Consider the following 21,169-nt stretch of genomic DNA (forward strand, 5'->3'; position numbering starts at 1 on the left):
TCATTTTTCGAACCGGTGCCCTAGTCAAGACCGAGATCAGCGACGGATTCGACGAGCATCGCCCCCTCGCGGATGAGCTGATTGCCGCCCTTCGCGAGCTTCTCATGGATGTTTCCCGGAAGCGCGCCGACGGAGGCGCCGAGTTCCGCCGCGGCCCGCGCGAGCCCGACCGAGGGGTCCCTGAGGTCCGCCTCAATGAGGAGAAACTTCCGCGCGACGCCCGGGATCAGCCGGTCACGGCGCGCCCTGGTCTCGTCCGAGAGCCCGGTGAGCGGAGCCTCGGCCGTGAGAAGCAGCCCGCCCGCCTCGAGGACCCGGCGCTGGAGCGCCGCGAGATCCTTCGGCGCCCGTGCGGCACCGGTGGCGAGGAGCGCCACGGGCGCGGCGGCCTTTCTTTCCGAGAGGGCTCCCTCGAGCGCCGCGGCCGGGATGCCGGACTCGAGCGTCGCGAGCACCGGGGCGCCGGCGAGAGCGATCGCCGCGCCGAAGGCCCGGGCGTTGTCCGCGCCCTCGTCGTCCGGGTCGCAGGTGCCGAGGACGGCGACGGGCTCCTCGGTGAGAAGCTTCGCACTGCCGCGCGCGAAGAGCGCGAGCGGTCCCGTGCCCGCCGCCACGAGTCCGGACGGGTATTCGGGCTCGGCCACGGTGACGAGCCGCGCGTCGGGCGCATTTCTCAGCCACTCGAGCACGGCATCGGTCTCCTCGTCCATGGCGCCGCGTGCGGCGGCCCGGATGCGCTCGGCGGCGGACATGCCCACCAGGCGCGCGAGGTCGGTGAGCGAGAGGGAGAAGGCCGCGGCGGCGCTCCCCGTCTCGGAGAGCAGCCGGATCGCATCCTTCGCCGCGAGCCCGTCCGTGAGCGCGAGCGCGGTCCAGCCGCGCAGTTCCTCCTGATCGGTGTCGGTGAGATTCACGTCCCTCTCCTTGTGGTTCCCTGCCTGAAGTCCGCCCCCGACGGATCCGCGGGCGGCCCCGGGCATCATACCTGCCCGGACGGGCAGCCTATAATTCTGGGCTTTTCAAACAATTCCGTGCTTCCCGCGTCCCCATCGGGAAGGAGTTTTTTCCGTGGCCAAGCTTCCTGTCATTCAGTATCCGCATCCCGTGCTCGCCGCCAAGGCCGAGCCCGTCACAGTCTTCGACGATGATCTGCGCCGCCTCGCGGCCGACATGGCCGAGACGATGTACGACGCCCCCGGCGTGGGTCTGGCCGCAAACCAGGTCGGCGTCCTGAAGCGCATGGTCGTGATCGACGTCACCGAGGAAAAGACCGGCCTCACCGTCTTCGTCAATCCCGAGATCATCGAGAAGAGCGACACGCTCATCGACCACGAGGAGGGCTGCCTCTCGCTCAAGGGGCTCTACGAGCACGTCAAGCGCCCGGACCATGTCCGCGTGCGCGCCCAGGATCTCGACGGCAAGACCTTCGAGCTCGACTGCGAGGGACTGCTTGCGATCTGCGTGCAGCACGAGACGGATCACCTGGACGGCATCGTCTTCATCGACCATCTCTCGATGCTCAAGAAGCAGCGCGCCGCGACGAAGCTGCGCAAGCTGCGCCGCGAGGAGAAGGAGCGCGAGAAGGAACGCGCCCACCGCATGGACTGATTCCTCTCTCAGGCCGGGTGCGCATGGCAGTGCGCGGCGATCCAGCGCGCGTACTGCCCCATCAGCTGCGGCGGGAGCTGGTGCCCGAGGCCGTCGACCGCGATGAGCTTCGCGCCTTTGACGAGCCGCGCGGTCTCCTCGCCCGCCTTGAAGGGCAGCAGCGGATCCGCCTTCCCGTGGATGACGAGCGTGGGCGTCGTGAGCTGCTTCACCGCGGCGCGGCGGTTTCCGCTCGCAAGCAATGCAATGAGCTGACGGCGCGTCGCCGCGCCGTCGAAGCCGAGCCGCGGCGCCGAGCGCACGGCCTCGTCGAGCTCCGCCTCGCTCGGGCGGTACTTCGGCCCCGAGAGGGCCTTGAGCATCCTGCGGATATGGCGCTCCACGCCCGCGGGACTACTGTCGCTGCCGCCTCCCGCGACGGTCGCCACCGCGCGGAGCCTCCCGAGCCCGGTCCTCGGGTTCCCCACCGCCGATGAGATCGAGGTGAGCGTGGCCACGCGGTTCGGGCACTGGCAGGCGAAGACCTGCGCGATCATGCCTCCCATCGAGATGCCGGCCACGTGCGCGCGGCGGATGCCGAGCGCATCGAGCAGGCGCTCGAGATCAAGCGCCATGTCCTCGAGCGCGTACTCGCCCGTCACGCGCAGCCCGAGCAGCGTGCGCACGATCGCGCGCACGACGTCCCTCCGGTCCGTGACCCAGGCCTCCATGCGCGAGGAGTCGCCGCTGTCGCGGTTGTCCGGCGTGATCACCTGGAAGCCCTCGGCGAGGAGTCCCGAGATGATGCCCTCGGGCCAGGCGTCCATCGAGAGCCCGAGCCCCATGAGGAGCACGACGGCGGGCGCCTGCGGGTCGCCCCACCGGCGCCAGGCGTAGCGGAAGTCCCCGCGCTCAAGAATGTTCTTGTCCGTCATCTTTTTCAGCCTCCTCGCAGTCTGCGGCTTTCCGGGCATGCTACCCGATTCCTCTAAAATGGTTCCCTTTGTCCGAATCCCCGCCTCACGGAGGCCCTGCCCATGAAAATCATCTTCGCCGGAACCCCTGACTTCGCCGCCCGCGCGCTCAAGGCGCTCGCCGAGGCCGGTCACGAGGTCTCGCTCGTGCTCACGCAGCCCGACCGCCCGAGCGGCCGCGGCATGAAGCTCACGCCCTCCCCCGTGAAGGTGCTCGCTCAGGAGCTCGGCATCGAGGTGCTCACCCCGCTCACGCTGAGCGTGAAAAAGGACCCCGAGGGCGCGCCCGCCGTCCACGAGCGGCTTCGCTCCGAAGAGGCCGACCTCCTCGTCGTCGCCGCCTACGGCCTCATCCTGCCGCAGGCCGTGCTCGACTGCGCGAAGGGCATCGGCAGGCGCGGCGACATCCGCGCGATCAACATCCACGCGAGCCTGCTGCCGCGCTGGCGCGGCGCCGCTCCGATCGCGCGCGCGATCGAGGCGGGCGACGCCGAGACGGGCGTCACGCTCATGAAGATGGAGCTCGGTCTCGACACGGGTCCCGCGGTCCTCGAGGCCCGCACGCCGATCGGACCCGAGGACACTAACGAGACGCTCACCGACCGCCTCGCGGACATCGGTGCGGAGCTCCTCGTGAAGGCCCTCGAGACCCCGGACGAGCTCGACTGGAGGCCCCAGCCCGAGGAAGGCGTTCTCTACGCCGAGAAGCTCCTCAAGCCCGAGAGCCACATCGACTGGAACACGGACGCCGCGGTGCTCGCGCGCCGCATGCGCGCCTTCACCCCCTTCCCCGGCCTGCAGTTCACCCGCGGTGACGTGACGGTCAAGGTCTGGGCGGCCGAGGCCGTCGAGGGCGCCGCCGCGCCCGGCACGGTGCTCGAGGCAGGCGAGGTCCTCACCGTCGCCTGCGCGACGGGCGCTCTCCGGATGAGCGTCCTGCAGCGCCCGGGCAAGCCCCGCATGCCCGCCGCGGGCACGGTGCAGAGCCTCAGCATCAGGACGGGCGAGGTGCTCTGATGACCGCTGAAACCCAGAACGCGGAAGGCCGGCGCCAGCTGCCGCTCCGCAAGCTCATCTCCCGCGCCGCCGTCGCGAGGAGCCGCATGCGCGAGGGCGCGAACCTGCCCGGCGCGCTTGAGATCGCGGCCGAGGGCCTTCCGCCCAACGCCCGCGCGGCGCTCCAGTCGATGCTCTACGACCTGATGCGCCGCCGCGCGCTCACGGGCGCGCTCACCCGCGAGATGCTCGAGAGCCCGCCCCCGGGGCCGGTGCTGAGCCTGCTTGAGATCGCGCTCGTGCTGCTCGTGGAGAAGCGCTACAGCGACTTCACGTTGGTGAGCGAGGCGGTGAACGCCGCCCGCGACGGCCGCCGCACGGCCCGCTTCGCCGGGCTCGTGAACGCCGTGCTCCGCAGATTCCTGCGCGAGCGCGAGGCGCTCCTCGCGAAGCTTCGCAATCTCCCCGAGGTGCGCTTCAACGCCCCCGCCTGGTGGATTGACCGCGTCCGCAGGGCCTGGCCCGATGACTGGGAGCAGATTCTCACCGTGGCGCAGCTCCATGCCCCGATGACGCTCCGAGTCAACCGCCGCCAGCTCACGCCCGAAGCGTATCTCGAGCGTCTTGAAAAGCTCGGGCTCGCCGCGCGCCGCGTGGGCGAGGACGCCGTTCTTCTTGAGAAGCCCCTTCCCGTCGAGGAGATCCCGGGCTTCTCCGAGGGCGAGGTCTCGGTGCAGGACGCGGGCACGCAGCTCGCGGCCCGGTTCCTGCCAGTGAAGGCGGGCGACCGCGTGCTCGACGCCTGCGCCGCGCCGGGCGGCAAGACCGCCCACATGCTCGAGCTCGCGGACTGCCGCGTCACGGCGCTCGAGATCGATCCCGAGCGCGCCGCGATGATCGAGCGCACGCTCTCGCGCCTCGGCCTGCGCGCCGCGGAGTTGCGCGCCGCCGACGCCGCCCGGGTGGCCGAGTGGCATTCTGGCGAGCCCTATGACGCGATCCTGCTCGACGCTCCCTGCACGGCGAGCGGCATCGTCCGCCGCCAGCCCGACGTGCCCTGGTCGCGCCGTCCCGAGGACATCCGCCGGCTCGCCGCCGAGCAGAAGCGCATCCTCGAGGCGCTCTGGCCGGTGCTGAAGACGGGCGGGAAGCTCCTCTTCTGCACCTGCTCGATCTTCCCCGAGGAGGGTCCTCTGCAGATCGAGGCGTTCCTCGGGCGCCACCCGGAGGCCGCTCTCGTTCCTCTCGGGAACACCGGTGCAGGTATGATGAATCTGATCCCGACCGAGAACGGTGTCTGGCCCGATGAGAAGGGCCTGCCCGCCGTTCACGACGGCTTTTTCTACGCGCTCCTCGAAAAACGGTGAACCCCCACCGCCCCGCCGGCATGCACCTTCCCTGCGTACAACGCCTCTCCGCGCTCGTTGCGCCGCTGCTTCTCGCCGCGGCGCTTCTCTGCGCAGGCCCGGCGTCGGCCGCGCGCGCGGAGCTCATGGGCGCGGCGCTCTCCATCGACGAGCCCGGCGAACCGCCGGGACTCTTCATCGAGGCGCACTACGAATTCGACCTGCCGCTGCCGCTCATCGACGCGATGCACCGCGGCATCGCGCTCTACTTCACGTACGAGTTCGATCTCTCGAAGTCGCGCTGGTACTGGTTCGACCGGGACGTGGCGACGAGCACGTTCAACATCCGCCTCTCCTTCAACCCGCTCACCCGGCGCTACGCCGTTTCCTACAGCGGCATCTCGCTCAACTTCGACTCGCTCGACGAGGCGCTTCCCTACATCAAGAACATCCGCCGCTGGCGCGTCGCCGACAGCACCGCCGCAGCGGGCTCGGGCTTCACGGCGGAGCTGCGCTTCTACCTCGACGCCGGCAAGCTCCCCAAGCCGATGCAGGTGACGAACCATGACTCGGTCGACTGGACCGTGGAGAGCGACTGGTCGGCGATCCGCATCCCCGCGGAGGTCGCCCAGGCCGGCGGTGAGTAAGCGATGACCTCGTGGCTTCGCGGCCTCTTCGCCGCCTCCCTCGTCCTCGCAGGCATCTCGCTCTTCGTGCTCGCCGCGACGAGTTCGGACACCACGCTCTTCGAGCGCTGGTTCCCCGTGCTCCTGGTGATCAACCGGGTCATCGCGGTCGTGCTCTTCGGCATTGTGGTCGCCATGGCGCTGCGCCTCTGGCAGAGGCACCGCAACCACGAGTTCGGCGTCTTCATGACGACGAGGCTCGCGATCTCGGCGGGCGTGCTCGCCCTCGTGCCGTGCCTGCTCATCTACTTCGTCTCGACGGTCTTCATCACCCGCTCGATCAACTCCTGGTTCGACGTGCGCGTGGAGAAGGCGCTCGACTCGGGCGTGACGATCACCCGGGGGCTGCTCGCCGAGCAGCAGGCCGTGACCGAGAAGACCGCGCGCGAGATCGCCGACCAGCTCTCGAGCACCCCGGCCTCGCTCATCATGAGCGACCTGATGCGGATCCTCGAGACCCGCCCGGGCACCGAGGCGCTCGTCTTCCTGCCGAACGGCACGGCGGTGGCCGCCGCGGGCTCGCGCTTGAACGTCCTCATGCCCGAGGTGCCGACGGTCTCGCAGATCCAGGCCGTGAAGGCCTCCGGCATCTACAGCGTGATCGACGGCGACGCGTTCGAGAACTTCGACGCGCTGCGCGAGGGAAAGCTCTCCATCCGCGTCATCGTCCCGATCCAGCCCCTCGACGAGGAAACCGGCACCCCGGAGGACCCGGCCGCGCTCGGCCTCCGCCGCCAGCAGCTCTACCTGCAGATCATCCAGCCCGTCCCGACCGAGACCACGAAGAACGCCGCGATGCTCGTCGCGGGCTACCGCGAGTACCAGACGCTCGTGCTCTCGAGGGCCTCGCTGCAGAGCGTCTACGCGAGCACGCTCTTTCTCGTGATGCTCCTCGCCGCGCTCGGCGCCTTCGTCGTCTCGTTCGCCTTCGCGCGCCGCACGGTCGCCCCGCTCCTGCAGCTCGAGCAGGGCACCCGGCGCGTCGCCGACGGCAACTTCCAGCCGATCCGCGAGTACCAGGGCCAGGAGGAGATCAACGCCCTCACGCAGTCCTTCAACCAGATGATCCGCGAGCTCTCGGAGTCGCGCCGCGTCATCGACGAGCAGCGCCGCCGCGCCGAGCAGGCGCAGGCCTACCTCGAGCGCGTGCTCGTCAACATCTCCTCGGGCGTGCTCGTGCTCGGGAGCGACTACCGCGTCATCACCTCCAACACCGCGGCGCGCGACATCCTCGGCGACGCCGCCTGCCGGCGCGACGCGGACATCCGCGCGCTCGTGCCCGCGCTCTTCGGGGCGATCCGCAGCGCGGAGCTCTCGCTCGGCCTCGGCGCGGACCCGGGCGCGGCGAGCCTTGAGTTCGAGCTCGAGCGTCCCGGCGAGGAGACCGTCCCGATTTACCTGAAGCTCGCCCGCATGCCGCTCGGCGAATCGGAGACCGGCCTCGTCGTCGTGTTCGACGACATCTCGAAGATCATCGAGGCGCAGCGCGCCACCGCCTGGGGCGAGGTCGCCCGCAGGCTCGCCCACGAGATCAAGAACCCGCTCACGCCGATCCAGCTCGCCGCGGAGCGGCTGCTGCTGCGCCTCGAGCCCAAGCTCACGAGCGACGCCGACTGTGACATGCTCGAGCACACGGTGAACACGATCACCACCCAGGTCGATGCCCTGAAGCAGATGGTCAACGACTTCCGCGAGTACGCGAAGCTCCCCGAGGCGAAGCTCGTGCCGATGGACCTGAACGCATTCCTGCGCTCCATCAGCGCGCTCTATCAGGAGGCCGGCATTTCGCTTACGCTTGACCTCTGCGAGGACATTCCTCTGATCGAGGGCGATCAGGCCCAGCTGCGGCAGGTCATGCATAATCTGATCACCAACAGCATCGACGCCGCTGAGGGGGACACGCCGAGGATCGTCATCGAGACGCGCCGCGTGCTCACCGAGCGGGCCATGAGCGCCGTGCAGCTTCATTTTCATGACAGCGGCGTCGGATTCAGCGAGAATATTCTCGAACGCGCCTTCGAGCCCTATGTCACCACCAAGGCGACGGGCACCGGCCTCGGCCTGCCGATGGTCAAGAAGATCCTTGATGAGCACAGGGCTGCCGTTCGTCTCTCGAACAGGACTGATCCGAGCGGGACGCTGATCCTCGGCGCCCAGATCGACATCCTCTTCGAGCACCTCGCCCCGGGCGACGCAGCCGCCCGCGGACCCGCTGAAGAACAGGCGTAAAACTGAACACTAACCGGAGCAACATGACGGAAATCCTCATTGTCGATGACGAACTCGGTATCCGAAACATCCTTTCGGAGATCCTTGTCGACTCGAACTACCGCGTCGCGACAGCCGCCAATGCGACCGAGGCCCGCGATCTCGTCGCCAGCCGGCAGTTTGACCTCGTGCTTCTGGACATCTGGATGCCCGACACCGACGGACTTACGCTCCTGCGTGAATGGAAATACGCCGGGCAGCTCAACTTCCCCGTCATCGTCATGTCGGGGCACGGCTCGATCGAGCACGCGAAGCGCGCGCTCGAGGACGGCGCGGTGGACTTCATCGAGAAGCCCATTTCACTCAAGCGCCTCCTCTCGGCCATTCCCGACGGCATCAGCCGCTGGGAGACCGCCCGGCGCGAGCAGGCCGCGAGCGAGGAGCTCGACGGCCGCAGGACGCGCCGCACGAAGCGCACGGCCTCGCAGCGCCAGCGCCTGCCGAGCTTCGAGATCCCCGAGTACGGGCTCACGCTCGACTTCAACCGCCCCTTCCGTGACGTGCTCTTCGAGTTCGAGCGCGCCTACTTCCGCACGGTGCTCATGCACCTCGACCAGTCGATGGCCGACCTCTCGCGCCACGCCGGCATGGAGCGCACCCACCTCTACCGCAAGGTCCGCGCGCTCGGGCTCGACGTCGAGGCGCTCCGCGAGGAGGCCCGCCGCAATCCCCAGTCGGTCCCGGCCTCCACGACCGAGACCGAGCCGACGCGCATCGCAGCCTCGACCGTCACCAGCTCCGGAAGCACTCTCGACTTCCCGACCGGATCCACGCTCGACGTGATCCCGCCGTACAAATAACGAGCCGTGAAGCGAGCACCGGGCGGGCATCTCCGCCCGGTCGCCGTTTCAGCGGACTCCTCTCAACCTCAATGAAGATCCTCATCATCGGCGCGGGACGCATCGGCAGTTCCGTGGCTGAAAGCCTCGTCTCCGAAGCCAACGACATCACAGTCATTGACCGCAGCGCTGAGAACATCAGCTTCCTGCAGTCGCGCTTTGACCTGCGCGGCCTCGTGGGCGACGCCCTCTCGCCCGAGCTGCTGCGCGAAGCCTCGGCCGATGACACCGACATGCTGATCGCGGTCACCTCGAGCGACGAGACGAACCTCGCCTGCTGCCTGCTCGCCTCGCGGATCTTCAACATTCCGACGCGCATCGCCCGCGTGCGCAACCAGGAGCTGCGCAACTACCCCCGCATCCTCAAGGAGGAGGGGTTCGACGCGACGACGGTGATCTGGCCCGAGCAGGCGCTCACCCGCTACCTCGTGAAGCTCATCGACATTCCCGAGGCGCTGCAGGTGCAGGAGTTCGCGGGCGGCCGCGTGAGCTTGGTCGCCGTGCGCGCCCAGGAGGGCAGTCCCATGGTGGGCGGCCCGATCGGGGAGTTGAATGCCCACATTCCGCACGCGAAGGCGCGCATCGCCGCGCTCTTCCGCCGCAACCAGTGCCTCGCCATCACCTCGCACACGTTGATCGAGGCGGGCGACGAGGTGATCTTCGTTGCGGCGACGCGCCACGCGAGGCTCGTGACGACCCAGATGCGCCGCAGGGCGAGCGCGACGAGGACCGTCATCATCGCCGGCAGCGCCGGCATGAGCGCCGGCATCGTCAACGAGCTCACCGAGGGCACCCTCCTCACGGGCGCCGCCCCGACGGCGATCCGCGTGATCGAGGCCGACCGCCGCGCGGCCGAGAAGCTCGCGCTCGAGCTCGAGGGCAGGGCCCTGGTGCTCTCCGGGGACTTCGACGACGAGGACACGCTCCTCACGGCGGGCGTGGAGAGCTGCGACCTCTTCATCTCGCTCTCCGCGGACGACGAGAACAACATTCTCTCGGCGCTCCTCGCGAAGAAGCTCGGCGCGAGGAGGACGATCGCGCTCGTCAACCGCCGCATCTACGGCGACCTGATCGAGGGCTCGCGCATCGACGTGACGGTCTCGCAGACGCAGGCCGCACTGGACGAGCTCATCCGCTACGTCCGCCACGGCGACGTGACGGCCGCCTATTCGCTGCGCCACGGCATCGCCGAGGCGCTCGAGTTCGTCGCGCACGGCACGAGGAAGAGCTCGCGCGTCGTGGGCCGCTCGATCGAGAAGATCCGTCTTCCCGCGGGCTGCACCATCGCCGCGCTCATCCGCGGCGAGGGAGACACGACCGAGGTGCTCACGGCGAACTTCGACCGGGCGGTGGTCGAGCAGGACGACCGTCTGATCGTCTTCGTCCCGAACCGCCGCCTCATCCCCGCGATCGAGGAAGTCTTCGCCGTTGACGTGGGTTTCTTCTGACCATGTGGAACACCTTCCGTCTGCTGCTCTTTCCGGTGCTCAACGCCCTCGGCACGGTGCTCATCGCCTTCGCGGCGCTGATGCTCGTCCCGGCCGCCTTCAGCTGGTACGAGGGCGACGGCGTGCTCGGGGACTTCCTCCGGGGCGCCGCCGTGACGGGCGGCGCCGGCCTTGCGCTCTGGCTTGCCTTCCGGCCCTTCCGGCGCGAGATGACGGCGAGGCACGGCTTTCTGCTCGTCACGCTCTCGTGGTCGGTCACCGCGGCCTTCGCCACGATCCCGATGCTCATGCACTTCGAGCACTACGGCTTCTCGGAGATGCTCTTCGAGATGATGAGCTGCCTCACGACGACGGGCGGCACGGTGATGACGGGGCTCGACCATCTGCCGCCCTCCGTGAACGGCTGGCGGTGCCTGCTCTCCTGGGTGGGCGGCATGGGCCTCATCGTTCTCTCGGTCGCGATCCTTCCGCTCTTAGGCGTCGGCGGCGCGCAGATCATGAAGGCCGAGACGAGCGGCCCGATGAAGGAGACGAGGCTCACGCCCCGCATCGCCGAGACGGCGCGGGCGCTGTACCTCCTCTACCTCGGGCTCTCGGTCGCGTGCGCGATCTCGTACCACTTCGCGGGCATGAACTGGCGCGACGCGGTCATGCACATGATGACCACGGTGAGTCTCTCCGGCATCGGCGCGCATGACGAAAGCTTCGGCTTCTTCGCGAGCGGCGCGGTCGACCTGGTCGCGATCGTCTTCATGGTGGCGAGCGGCTGCAACTTCTCGCTCCACTTCCTCGCCTGGCGCCGCCGCTCGGTGCGCGCCTACCTCCGGGACCCGGAGTTCCTCTCCTGGACGGGACTCCTCGGCGTGCTCACCTTCGCCGTGACGCTCGCGCTCCTCGTCACCCGGGTCTACAACGACCCGATCGATGCGCTGCGCGACGCGGCCTTCGCCGTCGTGAGCACCGCGAGCACGACGGGATTCGCCACCGTCGACTGGTCGCTCTGGCCGCTCGGGCTCCCCCTGGTGATCCTGCTCTCCTCGGCGGTGGCGAGCTGCGCGGGCTCGACGGGCGGCGGCCTCAAGATGTTCCGCGTGCTCATTCTGGCCAAGCAGGCGAAGCGCGAGTTCACGAACCTGCTCTACCCGAACGCCGTGGCGCCGCTCACCGTGGGCGGCACACCGATCTCGAACAGCATCGCCTTCGCGGTGCTCGCGTACACCCTGCTCTGGTTCGCCACCGCCTTCGGCGGGACGCTTGTGCTCCTCGCGACGGGACTCGCGCCGCTCGAGGCGTGCTCGGCGGCCTTCTCGAGCCTCGCGAACCTCGGCCCCGGCCTCGGCTTCGTGGGCCCGGCGGGCAACTTCGCCTCGATCGAGGACTTTCAGCTCGACATCCTCACGTTCCTGATGCTCACGGGACGTCTGGAGATCTTCACTGTCTTCGTGCTCTTCACACGGGCCTTCTGGGAGACCTGAGCGGGAGGAGATGCCTCAGAGCTTCCGCCACATGACGGGCTTCTCGTGTTTGATCGCCCGGCGGATCATCTCCTGGAGCGGCACGATGCGCTGATAGAGGCGGATGGAGTCCTCGCGGTAGCGGCGCTTCTCCTCCTCCTCGCGCTCGCGCTCCTTCATGTTGAGCTCCTCCTCCCAGGTGCCCTCGCGCATCCTGCGCTCGCGCTCGGCCTCGTACTCGGCCTCCTTCCGGCGATCAGTCTCGGCCGCGGCGTCCAGGCGCTGTAGCACGCCGGGCAGATCCTCCTCGCTGAAGGCGCCCTCCTCGAAGAACGGCTCGCCGATTTCCTTGAAGATCCTCTCGGCGGTTTCGCGGAAGAGAATGAAGGGGCCGGTGGCCACGCAGCTGAACTGAATGAGTGCCATAGATCAATCCACAGGACGGAATCCTGCGGACACGAACGCAGTGAGTAAACAGGAAAAAATCCTCAGTAGGGGAAAACATGCTCCCCGAAAGAGGGAGGGGCGTTGCCATTGTCCCGAAAAAGGTCAATGCTAAAATCCGCGCTTGCCTCACCCTTGAGTGATCCGTTCATTGTATCGACTGGGAGCCAGATATCGTGCCGACAGGCATATGCATCATCGCACACGCGCCGCTCGCCTCGGCGCTCAAGACCTGCGCGGAGCATGTCTACAGCACGACGGGCGACAAGTCCGCTGAACGCATCGTCGCCTGGGACGTCCCCTGCGGCATCGATGTCGAGGCCGGCCTCGAGCACGGCCGGGAACTCGTCGAGACACTCTGCGCGCACAACGACGGCGTGCTGATCTTCACCGACCTCACGGGCGCGACGCCGGGCAACATCGCCCGCCGGCTGCTCGCCGACAAGCGCGTGCGCGTCGTGAGCGGAACCAATCTCCCCGCGATCGTCGCGGCCCTGAGCGCCCCGGCCGACGCGCCGCTGAGCCAGGTCGCCACCATCGCCGAGGCCGCCGCCCGCGCGAGCCTCTCCGCCCTCGTTGACATCTGCGACTGAGGCGGTGTCCCCGCGCCTGAAGACTTTTTCAGGCAGAGCCCCGTCAAGGCGTAAAATCTGAAGCACCAAAGTACCCGGGCCGCTTAGCTTCCACGTCCCGGGCGGACTGCTGAGCCCTTACCGCCTCAGCCCGCCAGACCCGGAATACCCATGCTTCAACGCACTCTCACCATACAAAACAAACTCGGGCTCCATGCCCGGCCTTCCGCGCTTCTTTCCAAGACCGCGGCGCTTTTCAAAAGTTCCATCACGCTCACGGAGAACCAGCGCTCCGTGGACGCCAAATCCATTCTCGGCCTGATGACCATGGCTCTGCCATGCGGCACCGAACTCACCGTAACTGTCGACGGGCCTGATGAAGCTTCGGCGATGGAAAGCATCGTCGAGCTTTTTGAGGACCGGTTCGGCGAAGAGGAATAAGCCTTGACCTCCCTGCCCCCCGATGAAGTTCTGAAGGAACCCGCCCCGGCCCCGGCCGAGGCTGAGGCCGCCCCAGTCGCCGTCACCGAGGAACCCCTTCCCCGGACGCTCAAGGGACTGCGTGTCTGCCCGGGTGTCGCCTACGGCACCGGTCTGCAGCTCTCCTCGAGCGACCTCGAGATTCCTCAGTTCCCGATCGCCAAGGAGGACGTGCGCGGCGAGATCCAGCGCCTGCGCTATGCGACCACCGCGGTCGACAAGCAGCTCTCGGGCATCTCCGAAACTCTTGACGAGGACGCGCCCGCCGAGGCCGCGGCCTTCATCGACGTCTACCGCACGATCCTGCAGGATCCGTCGCTCATCACCGAGACCTCGGCGCTGATCCGCGAGAAGCTCGTCAACGCCGAGTGGGCGCTCTCGCAGCGTCTCGAGCAGATCCGCCGCGACTTCGAGCAGATCGACAACGATTACCTGAGGAACCGCATCGAGGACATCTCGGACGTCTTCCAGCGCATCCAGCGCGTGCTTGCGGGCCGCCGCTCCGCGGCGAGCCTCCTCGAGGCCGACGAGCTCGAGGTCCCCGTGATCCTCGTCGCAGACCAGCTCGGGCCCGCGGACATGCTGCAGCTGCGCGAGCGCGACGACCTCGACATCGTCGGCATCGTGATGGAGACGGGCAGCGTCACGAGCCACTCCGCCATTCTCGCCTCGAGCTTCGGCATTCCGACCCTCGTGGGCGTCGCCGACGCGCTCGAGCGCATCGGCACGGGCCGCGAGGTCCTCATCGACGCCGACAAGGGCGAGGTGCGCCTCGAGCCCTCCGTCGAGGAGAAGAAGACCGCCTCGCGGGCCATGCGCGCGCTCAAGCAGAGAAAGCGCAGCCTCGTGAAGCTGAAGAGCGAGGCCGCCGTCACGCTCGACGGCCAGACCGTTGCGCTCTACGCCAACATCGCGCTTCCCGACGACACCGCGGAGGCGAAGAAGGCGGGCGCGGACGGCATCGGCCTCTTCCGCACGGAGTTCCTCTTCCTCAACCGCGAGGACCTGCCGAACGAGGAGGAGCAGGTCGAGGCCTACCAGAAGGTGATCCGCGCCATGCGCGGCCGCATGACCACGATCCGCACGGCGGACTTGGGCGGCGACAAGATGCTCTCGAACGAGGCGCTCGTGCGTCTGCACGTCGACCTCGAGAAGGAGGAGAACCCCGCGCTCGGACTTCGTGCCCTGCGCTTCTCGTTTGCCTTCAAGGATCTCTTCATCACGCAGCTGCGCGCCCTCATGCGCGCGGCCGTCGCGGGCGACGTCCGCATTCTGCTCCCGATGGTCTCGAGCCCCACGGACGTGCACGAGGTCCGCGAGTGCATGGCCGAGGCCGCCCGTCAGCTTACCGCCGAGGGGCTCAAGTACCGCGACGACATACCCTTGGGCGGCATGATCGAGCTGCCCGCCACCGTGGCGGTGCTCGCCGACCTCATTCCGCTCCTTGACTTCTTCTCGCTCGGCACGAACGACCTCGTGCAGTACACGCTCGCCGTGGACCGCACGAACGCGCGCGTCTCGCGCTACTACGACGAGTGCCATCCGGCCGTGCTGCGCCTGATCGCCGACAGCATCCGCCGCGTGCTCGCCGCCGGCAAGGAAATCTCGGTGTGCGGCGAAATGGGCGCGCGCCGCGACCTCACGCCCTTCTTCATCGGCCTCGGGTGCTCCGCGCTCTCCATGGATCCCGCGCACATCCCGACCATGAAGGAGCGCATCCTCGCGCTGCGCGCCGACGAGTGCGAGGTGTTCGCCCGCGGCCTGCTCCGCCGGCGCTCCGCCGAGAGCGTGCACGAGGCGCTCCACGCCTTCAGCGCGACCCTCCAGCCCGCCCAGGCCGTGCCCGCGCCCGCGGCTCCAGCCGCCCCTGCGGCTTCTGCTGCTCCGGCGCCTGCCGCCCCTGCGGCACCCGCCGCGCCGCAGCAGCCGGTTCAGGCAGATCAGCCGGTTCCGCCCGCCCCCGAGCCCGAGCCGAGCGCGGCATCCTGATTCTTTCGACCCCGAGCGAAGTTTTCCCACAATGACCAAGAACCCCTACGACGTCCCGCTCTCTGACGATGAGTTCGTTGAAATCGGCGAGCTGCTCGCGCAGATCGAGGAGCCCTATGAATCCATGGAGGCCGACCGCATGGACGGCTTCCTCACGGCGCTCGTGCTCCTGCCCGAGCCCGTGAGTCCGAGCGACTGGATGCCCTACGTCTTTGACGAGGAGGGACGCCCCGAGGCGGTGCTCAAGGATGAAACCGAGCAGCGCCGGCTCGAGGACCTCGTCTACCGCCGCTACCGCTCGATCGAGCGCACGCTCGAGGCCTGCGAGCCGCTCGACCCGATCATCTACGACGTCGAGGACGAGCGCGGCCGTCCCGTGGGCGGCTACGAGGCCATCGCGGCGCTCGAGCCCTTCGCCGCGGGGTTCCTCGAGGCCATGAACCGGTGGCCCGGGCTGCGCGAGACGGAGAACGAGCTCGTCGACAGCGCGCTGCTCGGCATCCTGCGCCATCTTCCGGAGGATCTCGCCGGGGACATGCAGGAGGTGAAGAACGAGCTCGAGTTCGAGAGCCCGCTCGAGAACCTGAAGCAGGCGATCGAGGACGTCGCGGAGAGCGCCGCCGAGATCGCGGGCGTCACCCGCGGCTTCAAGCCGCGCGAGACCGAGAAGCCCCGTGCCGCGAAGCGCCCTGCCCGCCCGATCCGAGGCCACGGCGGTCATGCCGGCAGCGGCGGCCGCGGTCCCGGCTTCCGCGGGCCGCGTCACTGAAACGCTGCGAAATCAAAGAAACGAGGGCGCCATGAAACAGTTCATGACGCCCTTCGTTTTCCTCTACTTCCCGGAGGCCGCGCTCCCCGGCGCGACGCGCATCACGAGGAGCACGAGGAGGCAGACGGGGAGACCGAGCGCCGCCGTGCCGATGAAGAACCCCGAGTAGCCCATCGCCTCGACGGCGATGCCCGAGAACCCGGCGAGGAACTTCGGCAGAAGCAGCATGAGGGACGAGAAGAGCGCGTACTGCGTGGCCGAGTACCCGGCGCTCGTGAGCCCCGAGAGATAGGCGACGAACGCGGCGCTCGCGAGGCCCGCGGCGAGGTTGTCCGCCGAGACGGTGACGACGAGGAACCCGAGGTCCGCGCCGATTCGCGCGAGCACCGAGAAGAGCAGATTCGTCACGCTCGAGAGCACGGCGCCCGCGAGGAGCACCCGCAGCACGCCCCAGCGCATCGCCGCCGCGCCGCCGATGAAGGCGCCCGCGAGCGTCATCACGACGCCGAAGATCTTGCTCACCGCGGCGACCTGCTCCTTCGTGAAGCCGAGGTCCTGGTAGAAGGGATTGGCCATCACGCCCATCACCACGTCCGAGATGCGGTAGCTCGCCACGAGCGCGAGCACGGCGAGCGCCGCCCAGCCGAAGCGCGAGAAGAAGTCCGTGAAGGGGTCGACGAGCGCCCGGCGCACTTTCTCAACGAGCGAGCGCTTCTCCCCCTCCGGGGCTGCAGTCCGGGGCGCATGCGCGGGCTCGGGCGAAAGAAGGGTCGCCGCGACGCCGACGAGCCCCGAGGCGGCCATCACGCCGTAGCTCACGGTCCAGGCCTCGTGGAGGTAGCCCGTCCCGCCGCCCGCGGCCCAGGCGGCGATGGCGAGCGCGCCCGCGCCCGCCCAGATCATGCCGAGGCGGTACCCGGTCTGGTACATGGCGGCGTAGGCGGCCTGCCGTTCGCTCCCGGCGGATTCGATGCGGTAGGCGTCAAGCGCGATGTCCTGCGTGGCCGAGGCGAAGGCCGTCACGAGCGCGAGCCCGGCGAAGAGCACGAGGCTCTCCCGGGGATCCGCCGTGGCGAGTCCCGCGAGCCCCGCGATGAGGAGCACCTGGGCGGCGAGCAGCCACGCCCGGCGCTGGCCGAGCCCGCGCGAGAGGAAGGGCATCGGCAGACGGTCGACGAGCGGCGCCCAGAGCCACTTGAAGCCGTAGATGAGGCCCACCCAGGAGAAGAAGCCGATCGTGCGCAGGTCCACCCCGGCCTCGCGCAGCCAGAAGCCGAGCGTGCCGATCACGAGCAGCAGCGGCAGTCCCGAGCTGAAGCCGAAGAAGGCCATGCGGACCGCGCCCGGCTCCGCGTAGACGCGCCAGCTCGAGCGTTTCCTTTCGTCCGCCATCAGCCGCGTCCCCCGCCGAGGATCGCCTGGGGTCCGTCAAGCCACCGCCACTCGCCTTCCTTCAGGTCCTCGGGCAGCCGGCAGGCGCCCACCTCGCGGCGGTGCAGCGACGCGACGCGGTTGCCGCAGGCGGCGACCATGCGCTTCACCTGGTGGTACTTGCCCTCGCAGATCGTGAGCTCGAGGAGGTCCGGGGCGAGCATCCGCGCGTCCTTCGCGGCGACGGGCTTCGGCGAATCGTCGAGCACGACGCCCCCGAGGAGCTTCGCGACGGTCTTCTCCGCCTCGTCGTCGGTGAGCGCATGCGCGAGACGGGCCTCGTAGACCTTGGCCACGTGCTTCTTCGGGTGCGTGAGGCGGTGCAGAAGCGCCCCGTCGTCGGTGAAGATGAGGAGCCCCGTCGTATCCCAGTCGAGGCGCCCCACGGGCTGCACGCCGCGGGTTCTGAGGGGGCCGGGCAGGAGCCCCATCACCGACGGGTGCGCCGAGGGCTTCAAGGAGCACTCGTACCCGGCGGGCTTGTTCATGGCGATGATCGCCTTTTCGCACACCGGCCAGTCCTCGCCGCGCCAGGTGACGACGAGATGGTCGGGCTCGAAGACCCGGTCGGGGTCCGTCACCGTCTCGCCCGCCACCGACACCGCGCCCGCGAGCACGATCTGGCGGCAGTCATAGCGGGTGCCGAAGCCCTGGGTGAAAAGGATGTCCGCAAGGCTCATGCGCTTCATCGTGCGCCTCCCACAGGATCAAAGTCATAGTCCACCCAGAGCGGGGCATGGTCGGAGAACTTCTCCGCGGCGTAGATGTCCGTCGCCCGGGCCGTCCCGGCGACGCCGGGGGTGGCGATCTGGTAGTCGATGCGCCACCCGACGTTCTTCGCGCGGGCCTGCCCGCGCTGGCTCCACCAGGTGTAGCGCTCGGGCCTCGGGTCGAGCCGGCGGAAGACGTCCACCCAGCCTGACGATTCGGAAAAGAGCCGGTCAAGCCAGGCGCGCTCCTCGGGGAGGAACCCCGAGTGGTCGAGGTTCCCCTTCCAGTTCTTGAGATCGATCTCCTTGTGGGCGATGTTCACGTCGCCCGTGAGCACGACCTCGCGGCCCGCGTCTCTGAGCGCCTGCAGGTGCAGCGCGAAGCGCTCGAGGAACCGGTACTTCGCCGCCTGGCGCTCGTCCGAGGAGGTTCCGGAGGGGAAGTAGGCCGAGATGACGGTGAGCGCGCCGAAGTCGGCCTCCACATAGCGCCCCTCGGCGTCGAACTCCGCGTCGCCGAACCCCGTGCGCACGGCCGCGGGCTCGATGCGCGTCCAGAGGCCGCAGCCCGAGTAGCCGCGCTTCTCCGCGCAGTGGAAGTACCCGCGGTAGCCGGGGATGTCCCTGATCTCATCGGGGAGATCGGGAATCTGGGCCTTCAGTTCCTGCACGCAGAGGATGTCCGCGTCCTGACGGGCGAACCACTCGAGGAAGCCCTTGCGGGCCGCGGACCGTATGCCGTTGGCGTTGAAGGTGAGAATGCGGAGCATAGGCGGGGAATTCGGGCGCTTCTATAATTTCAAGGTTTCGGGCTCGCCGCCTTTCCTGAAGGCGCGGCGCATGAATCCTCGGATTTTATAGCGCGGCCCATCACCATCCCACCTCTGCCGAAAAAGACTCCCCCATGCAATCGACCAAGCAGCAGTTCATCGAATTTGCCCTCGACGCGGACGTTCTCCGCTTCGGTGAGTTCAAGACGAAGGCCGGACGCCTCTCGCCCTACTTCTTCAACGCCGGCCTCTTCAACACGGGTGCGCTGCTCGACCGCCTCGGCGCCTTCTATGCCGAGACGCTGCTTGCCGCCCGTGACGCGGGCCGCATCGAGTTCGACATGATCTTCGGGCCGGCCTACAAGGGCATCCCGCTCGCCGCATCCGTCGCGATGAACCTCGCCCGCCGCGGCTGCGACGTGCCCTGGGCCTTCAACCGCAAGGAGGCGAAGGACCACGGCGAGGGCGGCGTCATCGTCGGCTCGCCCCTCAAGGGCCGCGTCGTGATCATCGACGACGTGATCAGCGCGGGCACCTCGGTGCGCGAGTCCGTCAAGATCATCGAGGCCGCCGGCGCCACCCCCGCGGGCGTGCTGATCGCCGTCGACCGCCAGGAGCGCGGCGGCACGGCCGACGTGATGACCGAGAGCTCGGCCGTCCAGGACGTCGAGAAGACCTTCGGTCTCTCGGTCGCCTCCATCATCTCGCTCACCGACCTGCTCGCCTTCATGGACGGCCCGTCGGAGAAGGCGAAGGCGGTCGCCGGCTTCCGCGACGCGGTCGCCGCCTACCGCGAGCGCTACGGCGCGTAATTCCTGCCCCCGGAGCGGGTGTTCCACGTGAAACCCCGCCCCTGAGGATCCCAGGCAAGCAAAAGCCCGGCACCTCCGAGGAGGTCCGGGCTTTTGTCTTGCCTGAGATCAGGTCATCAGCCGGCGATGCGCTTCCTGAGGAGCTCGTTCAGCTGCCCCGGGTTCGCCTTGCCCTTCGTGGCCTTCATGCACTGGCCGACGAGGGCGTTGAGCGCCTTCTCCTTGCCGCCGCGGAACTCCTCGACGGACTTCGGATTACGGGCGATCACCTCGTCCACGATCGCCTCGAGGGCGCCGGAGTCGGAGATCTGCTTGAGGCCCTTCGCCTCGATCAACTGATCGACGTCCGTGCCCTCGCCCGCCCAGATGGCGGCGAAGACCGTGCGGGCGCCCTTGTTCGAGAGCGTGCCGTCGGCGATGCGCGCGAGGAGCTTCGCGAGAAGCTCCGGCGTCACGGGCGCGGAGGCAAAGGAGAGACCCTCGGCCTGGTTCACGGCGGCGGCCACCTCGCCCATCACCCAGTTGGCGGCGATCTTCTTGTCGGCGGCCTTCGCGGCGACGGCGACGTAGTAGTCGGCGATGTCGCGGCTCGACGTGAGGATGGAGGCGTCGTACTCAGGGAGACCGAACTCCTTGGTGAAGCGCTCGCGCATCTGGCCCGGAAGCTCGGGCATCTCGCTTCTCACGCGCTCGATCCATTCGTCGCTCACCTCGAGCGGCAGCAGATCGGGATCGGGGAAGTAGCGATAGTCCATCGAGTCTTCCTTCGTGCGCATCAGGCGGGTCTCGCCGCGGTCCGGATCGTAGAGGCGCGTGGCCTGGACGATCTTGCCGCCCGACTCGATCACATCGATCTGGCGGGAGACCTCGTAGTTGATCGCCTCCTCAAGGAAGCGGAAGCTGTTGAGGTTCTTGATCTCGCAGCGGGTGCCGAACTCGGTGGCGCCCTTCGGGCGGACCGAGACGTTGGCGTCGCAGCGGAAGTTGCCTTCCTGCATGTTGCCGCGCGAGATGCCGAGCCACACGACGAGCGCGTGCAGAGCCTTGGCGTAGCCCACGGCCTCGGCGGCGCTGCGCAGTTCCGGCTCCGTGACGATCTCAAGGAGCGGCGTGCCCGCGCGGTTGAGGTCGATGCCGGAGTGACCGTGCACGATGCCGTGCACCGACTTGCCGGCGTCCTCCTCGAGGTGGGCGCGCGTGAGGTTGATCGTCTTCATGTACGGATCGCCCTTCTTGGGCTCGACGGCGAACGTCACGCGGCCGCCGATGACGATCGGCAGCTCGAACTGGCTGATCTGATAGCCCTTCGGAAGATCCGGGTAGAAATAGTTCTTGCGGTCGAAGACCGAGTGGTTCGCCACCGTCGCGTCGATCGCGAGGCCGAACTGGATCGCGCGCTCGACGGCGCCGCGGTTGAGCACGGGCAGAGCGCCCGGGAGCGCGAGGTCCACGTAGCAGGCGTTCACGTTGGGATCATCACCGAAGTGGCAGGGCGCCCCGGAGAAGATCTTCGACTGGGTCGCGAGCTGAACGTGCGTCTCGAGACCGATGACAACTTCCCATTCCATTTTTTAGGTGTCCTTTATCTCAAGAG

Annotated in this window: 20 protein-coding genes; 13 read left to right on the top strand and 7 right to left on the bottom strand. The window is 68.4% G+C overall.

Annotated features, from left to right (window positions below; translation table 11 throughout):
- Positions 1–20 precede the first annotated feature (20 nt).
- Positions 21–914: a DNA-processing protein DprA gene (locus tag Q4F91_RS00085; protein WP_303333728.1), complete on the bottom strand. Its 894-nt coding sequence runs from the start codon at positions 912–914 to the stop codon at positions 21–23.
- A gap of 154 nt (positions 915–1,068) precedes the next feature.
- Here Q4F91_RS00085 and def point away from each other — a divergent pair, with 154 nt between their 5' ends.
- Positions 1,069–1,608: a peptide deformylase gene (gene def / locus Q4F91_RS00090; protein ID WP_303333729.1), complete on the top strand. Its 540-nt coding sequence runs from the start codon at positions 1,069–1,071 to the stop codon at positions 1,606–1,608.
- 8 nt (positions 1,609–1,616) lie between these two features.
- Here the strand turns inward: def and Q4F91_RS00095 are convergent, their stop codons facing one another.
- Positions 1,617–2,522, bottom strand: a complete 906-nt coding sequence (locus tag Q4F91_RS00095) for an alpha/beta fold hydrolase (protein WP_303333730.1) — start codon at positions 2,520–2,522, stop codon at positions 1,617–1,619.
- A gap of 102 nt (positions 2,523–2,624) precedes the next feature.
- On the opposite strand from Q4F91_RS00095, the gene fmt reads away from it, so the two are divergent.
- The 7 genes from fmt to Q4F91_RS00130 all read left to right on the top strand — a co-directional run bounded on the left by fmt (position 2,625) and on the right by Q4F91_RS00130 (position 11,619).
- Positions 2,625–3,578, top strand: a complete 954-nt coding sequence (gene fmt / locus Q4F91_RS00100) for a methionyl-tRNA formyltransferase (protein ID WP_303333731.1) — start codon at positions 2,625–2,627, stop codon at positions 3,576–3,578.
- Complete coding sequence (rsmB, locus tag Q4F91_RS00105; RefSeq protein ID WP_303333732.1) at positions 3,578–4,924, top strand: 16S rRNA (cytosine(967)-C(5))-methyltransferase RsmB; 1,347 nt, start codon at positions 3,578–3,580, stop codon at positions 4,922–4,924. The genes fmt and rsmB overlap by 1 nt, the downstream gene beginning before the upstream one ends.
- Entirely contained in the window at positions 4,921–5,550 is a 630-nt protein-coding gene (locus Q4F91_RS00110) for a DUF4390 domain-containing protein (protein WP_303333733.1), read from the top strand. Before rsmB ends, Q4F91_RS00110 begins: the two co-directional genes overlap by 4 nt.
- Before the next feature lie 3 nt (positions 5,551–5,553).
- A complete protein-coding gene (locus Q4F91_RS00115; RefSeq protein ID WP_303333734.1) occupies positions 5,554–7,818 on the top strand; it encodes an ATP-binding protein in 2,265 nt (754 codons plus the stop codon).
- Between the two features lie 23 nt (positions 7,819–7,841).
- Positions 7,842–8,657: a response regulator gene (locus Q4F91_RS00120; RefSeq protein WP_303333735.1), complete on the top strand. Its 816-nt coding sequence runs from the start codon at positions 7,842–7,844 to the stop codon at positions 8,655–8,657.
- Positions 8,658–8,728: 71 nt separating this feature from the next.
- Entirely contained in the window at positions 8,729–10,144 is a 1,416-nt protein-coding gene (gene trkA, locus Q4F91_RS00125; RefSeq protein ID WP_303333736.1) for a Trk system potassium transporter TrkA, read from the top strand.
- A 2-nt stretch (positions 10,145–10,146) separates the two neighbouring features.
- Positions 10,147–11,619, top strand: coding sequence for a TrkH family potassium uptake protein (locus tag Q4F91_RS00130; RefSeq protein ID WP_303333737.1), 1,473 nt, complete (start codon positions 10,147–10,149; stop codon positions 11,617–11,619).
- 15 nt (positions 11,620–11,634) lie between these two features.
- Here the strand turns inward: Q4F91_RS00130 and Q4F91_RS00135 are convergent, their stop codons facing one another.
- Entirely contained in the window at positions 11,635–12,024 is a 390-nt protein-coding gene (locus Q4F91_RS00135; protein ID WP_303333738.1) for a DUF1840 domain-containing protein, read from the bottom strand.
- A gap of 194 nt (positions 12,025–12,218) precedes the next feature.
- Here Q4F91_RS00135 and Q4F91_RS00140 point away from each other — a divergent pair, with 194 nt between their 5' ends.
- The 4 genes from Q4F91_RS00140 (at position 12,219) to Q4F91_RS00155 (ending at position 15,852) form a co-directional block, all read left to right on the top strand.
- Positions 12,219–12,635, top strand: coding sequence for a PTS sugar transporter subunit IIA (locus Q4F91_RS00140; RefSeq protein WP_303333739.1), 417 nt, complete (start codon positions 12,219–12,221; stop codon positions 12,633–12,635).
- A 150-nt stretch (positions 12,636–12,785) separates the two neighbouring features.
- The gene (locus Q4F91_RS00145; RefSeq protein WP_303333740.1) at positions 12,786–13,055 is read left to right on the top strand and encodes an HPr family phosphocarrier protein; all 270 of its coding nucleotides are present in this window, start codon (positions 12,786–12,788) and stop codon (positions 13,053–13,055) included.
- Between the two features lie 3 nt (positions 13,056–13,058).
- Positions 13,059–15,083 (top strand): phosphoenolpyruvate--protein phosphotransferase, encoded by a 2,025-nt coding sequence (gene ptsP, locus Q4F91_RS00150; protein ID WP_303333741.1) that lies wholly within the window; start codon positions 13,059–13,061, stop codon positions 15,081–15,083.
- A 31-nt stretch (positions 15,084–15,114) separates the two neighbouring features.
- Positions 15,115–15,852 carry a YecA family protein gene (locus Q4F91_RS00155; protein ID WP_303333742.1) on the top strand — a complete coding sequence of 246 codons (738 nt, stop codon included), beginning with the start codon at positions 15,115–15,117 and terminating at the stop codon, positions 15,850–15,852.
- Positions 15,853–15,915: 63 nt separating this feature from the next.
- Here the strand turns inward: Q4F91_RS00155 and Q4F91_RS00160 are convergent, their stop codons facing one another.
- Genes Q4F91_RS00160 through Q4F91_RS00170 form a run of 3 tightly spaced genes read right to left on the bottom strand, consistent with a single transcriptional unit; the run spans position 15,916 to position 18,763 of the window.
- The gene (locus Q4F91_RS00160; protein ID WP_303333743.1) at positions 15,916–17,244 is read right to left on the bottom strand and encodes an MFS transporter; all 1,329 of its coding nucleotides are present in this window, start codon (positions 17,242–17,244) and stop codon (positions 15,916–15,918) included.
- On the bottom strand, positions 17,244–17,963 hold the full coding sequence (locus Q4F91_RS00165) for a pseudouridine synthase (RefSeq protein WP_303333842.1): 720 nt from the start codon (positions 17,961–17,963) through the stop codon (positions 17,244–17,246). The genes Q4F91_RS00160 and Q4F91_RS00165 overlap by 1 nt, the downstream gene beginning before the upstream one ends.
- A gap of 5 nt (positions 17,964–17,968) precedes the next feature.
- Entirely contained in the window at positions 17,969–18,763 is a 795-nt protein-coding gene (locus tag Q4F91_RS00170) for an exodeoxyribonuclease III (protein ID WP_303333744.1), read from the bottom strand.
- A gap of 134 nt (positions 18,764–18,897) precedes the next feature.
- Here Q4F91_RS00170 and pyrE point away from each other — a divergent pair, with 134 nt between their 5' ends.
- The gene (gene pyrE / locus Q4F91_RS00175; protein ID WP_303333745.1) at positions 18,898–19,575 is read left to right on the top strand and encodes an orotate phosphoribosyltransferase; all 678 of its coding nucleotides are present in this window, start codon (positions 18,898–18,900) and stop codon (positions 19,573–19,575) included.
- Positions 19,576–19,691: 116 nt separating this feature from the next.
- Here the strand turns inward: pyrE and gatB are convergent, their stop codons facing one another.
- Entirely contained in the window at positions 19,692–21,143 is a 1,452-nt protein-coding gene (gatB, locus tag Q4F91_RS00180; protein WP_303333746.1) for an Asp-tRNA(Asn)/Glu-tRNA(Gln) amidotransferase subunit GatB, read from the bottom strand.
- Positions 21,144–21,169: the final 26 nt, after the last annotated feature.

Source organism: Sutterella sp. (genome assembly GCF_030539355.1).
Lineage (GTDB): Bacteria > Pseudomonadota > Gammaproteobacteria > Burkholderiales > Burkholderiaceae_F > Sutterella.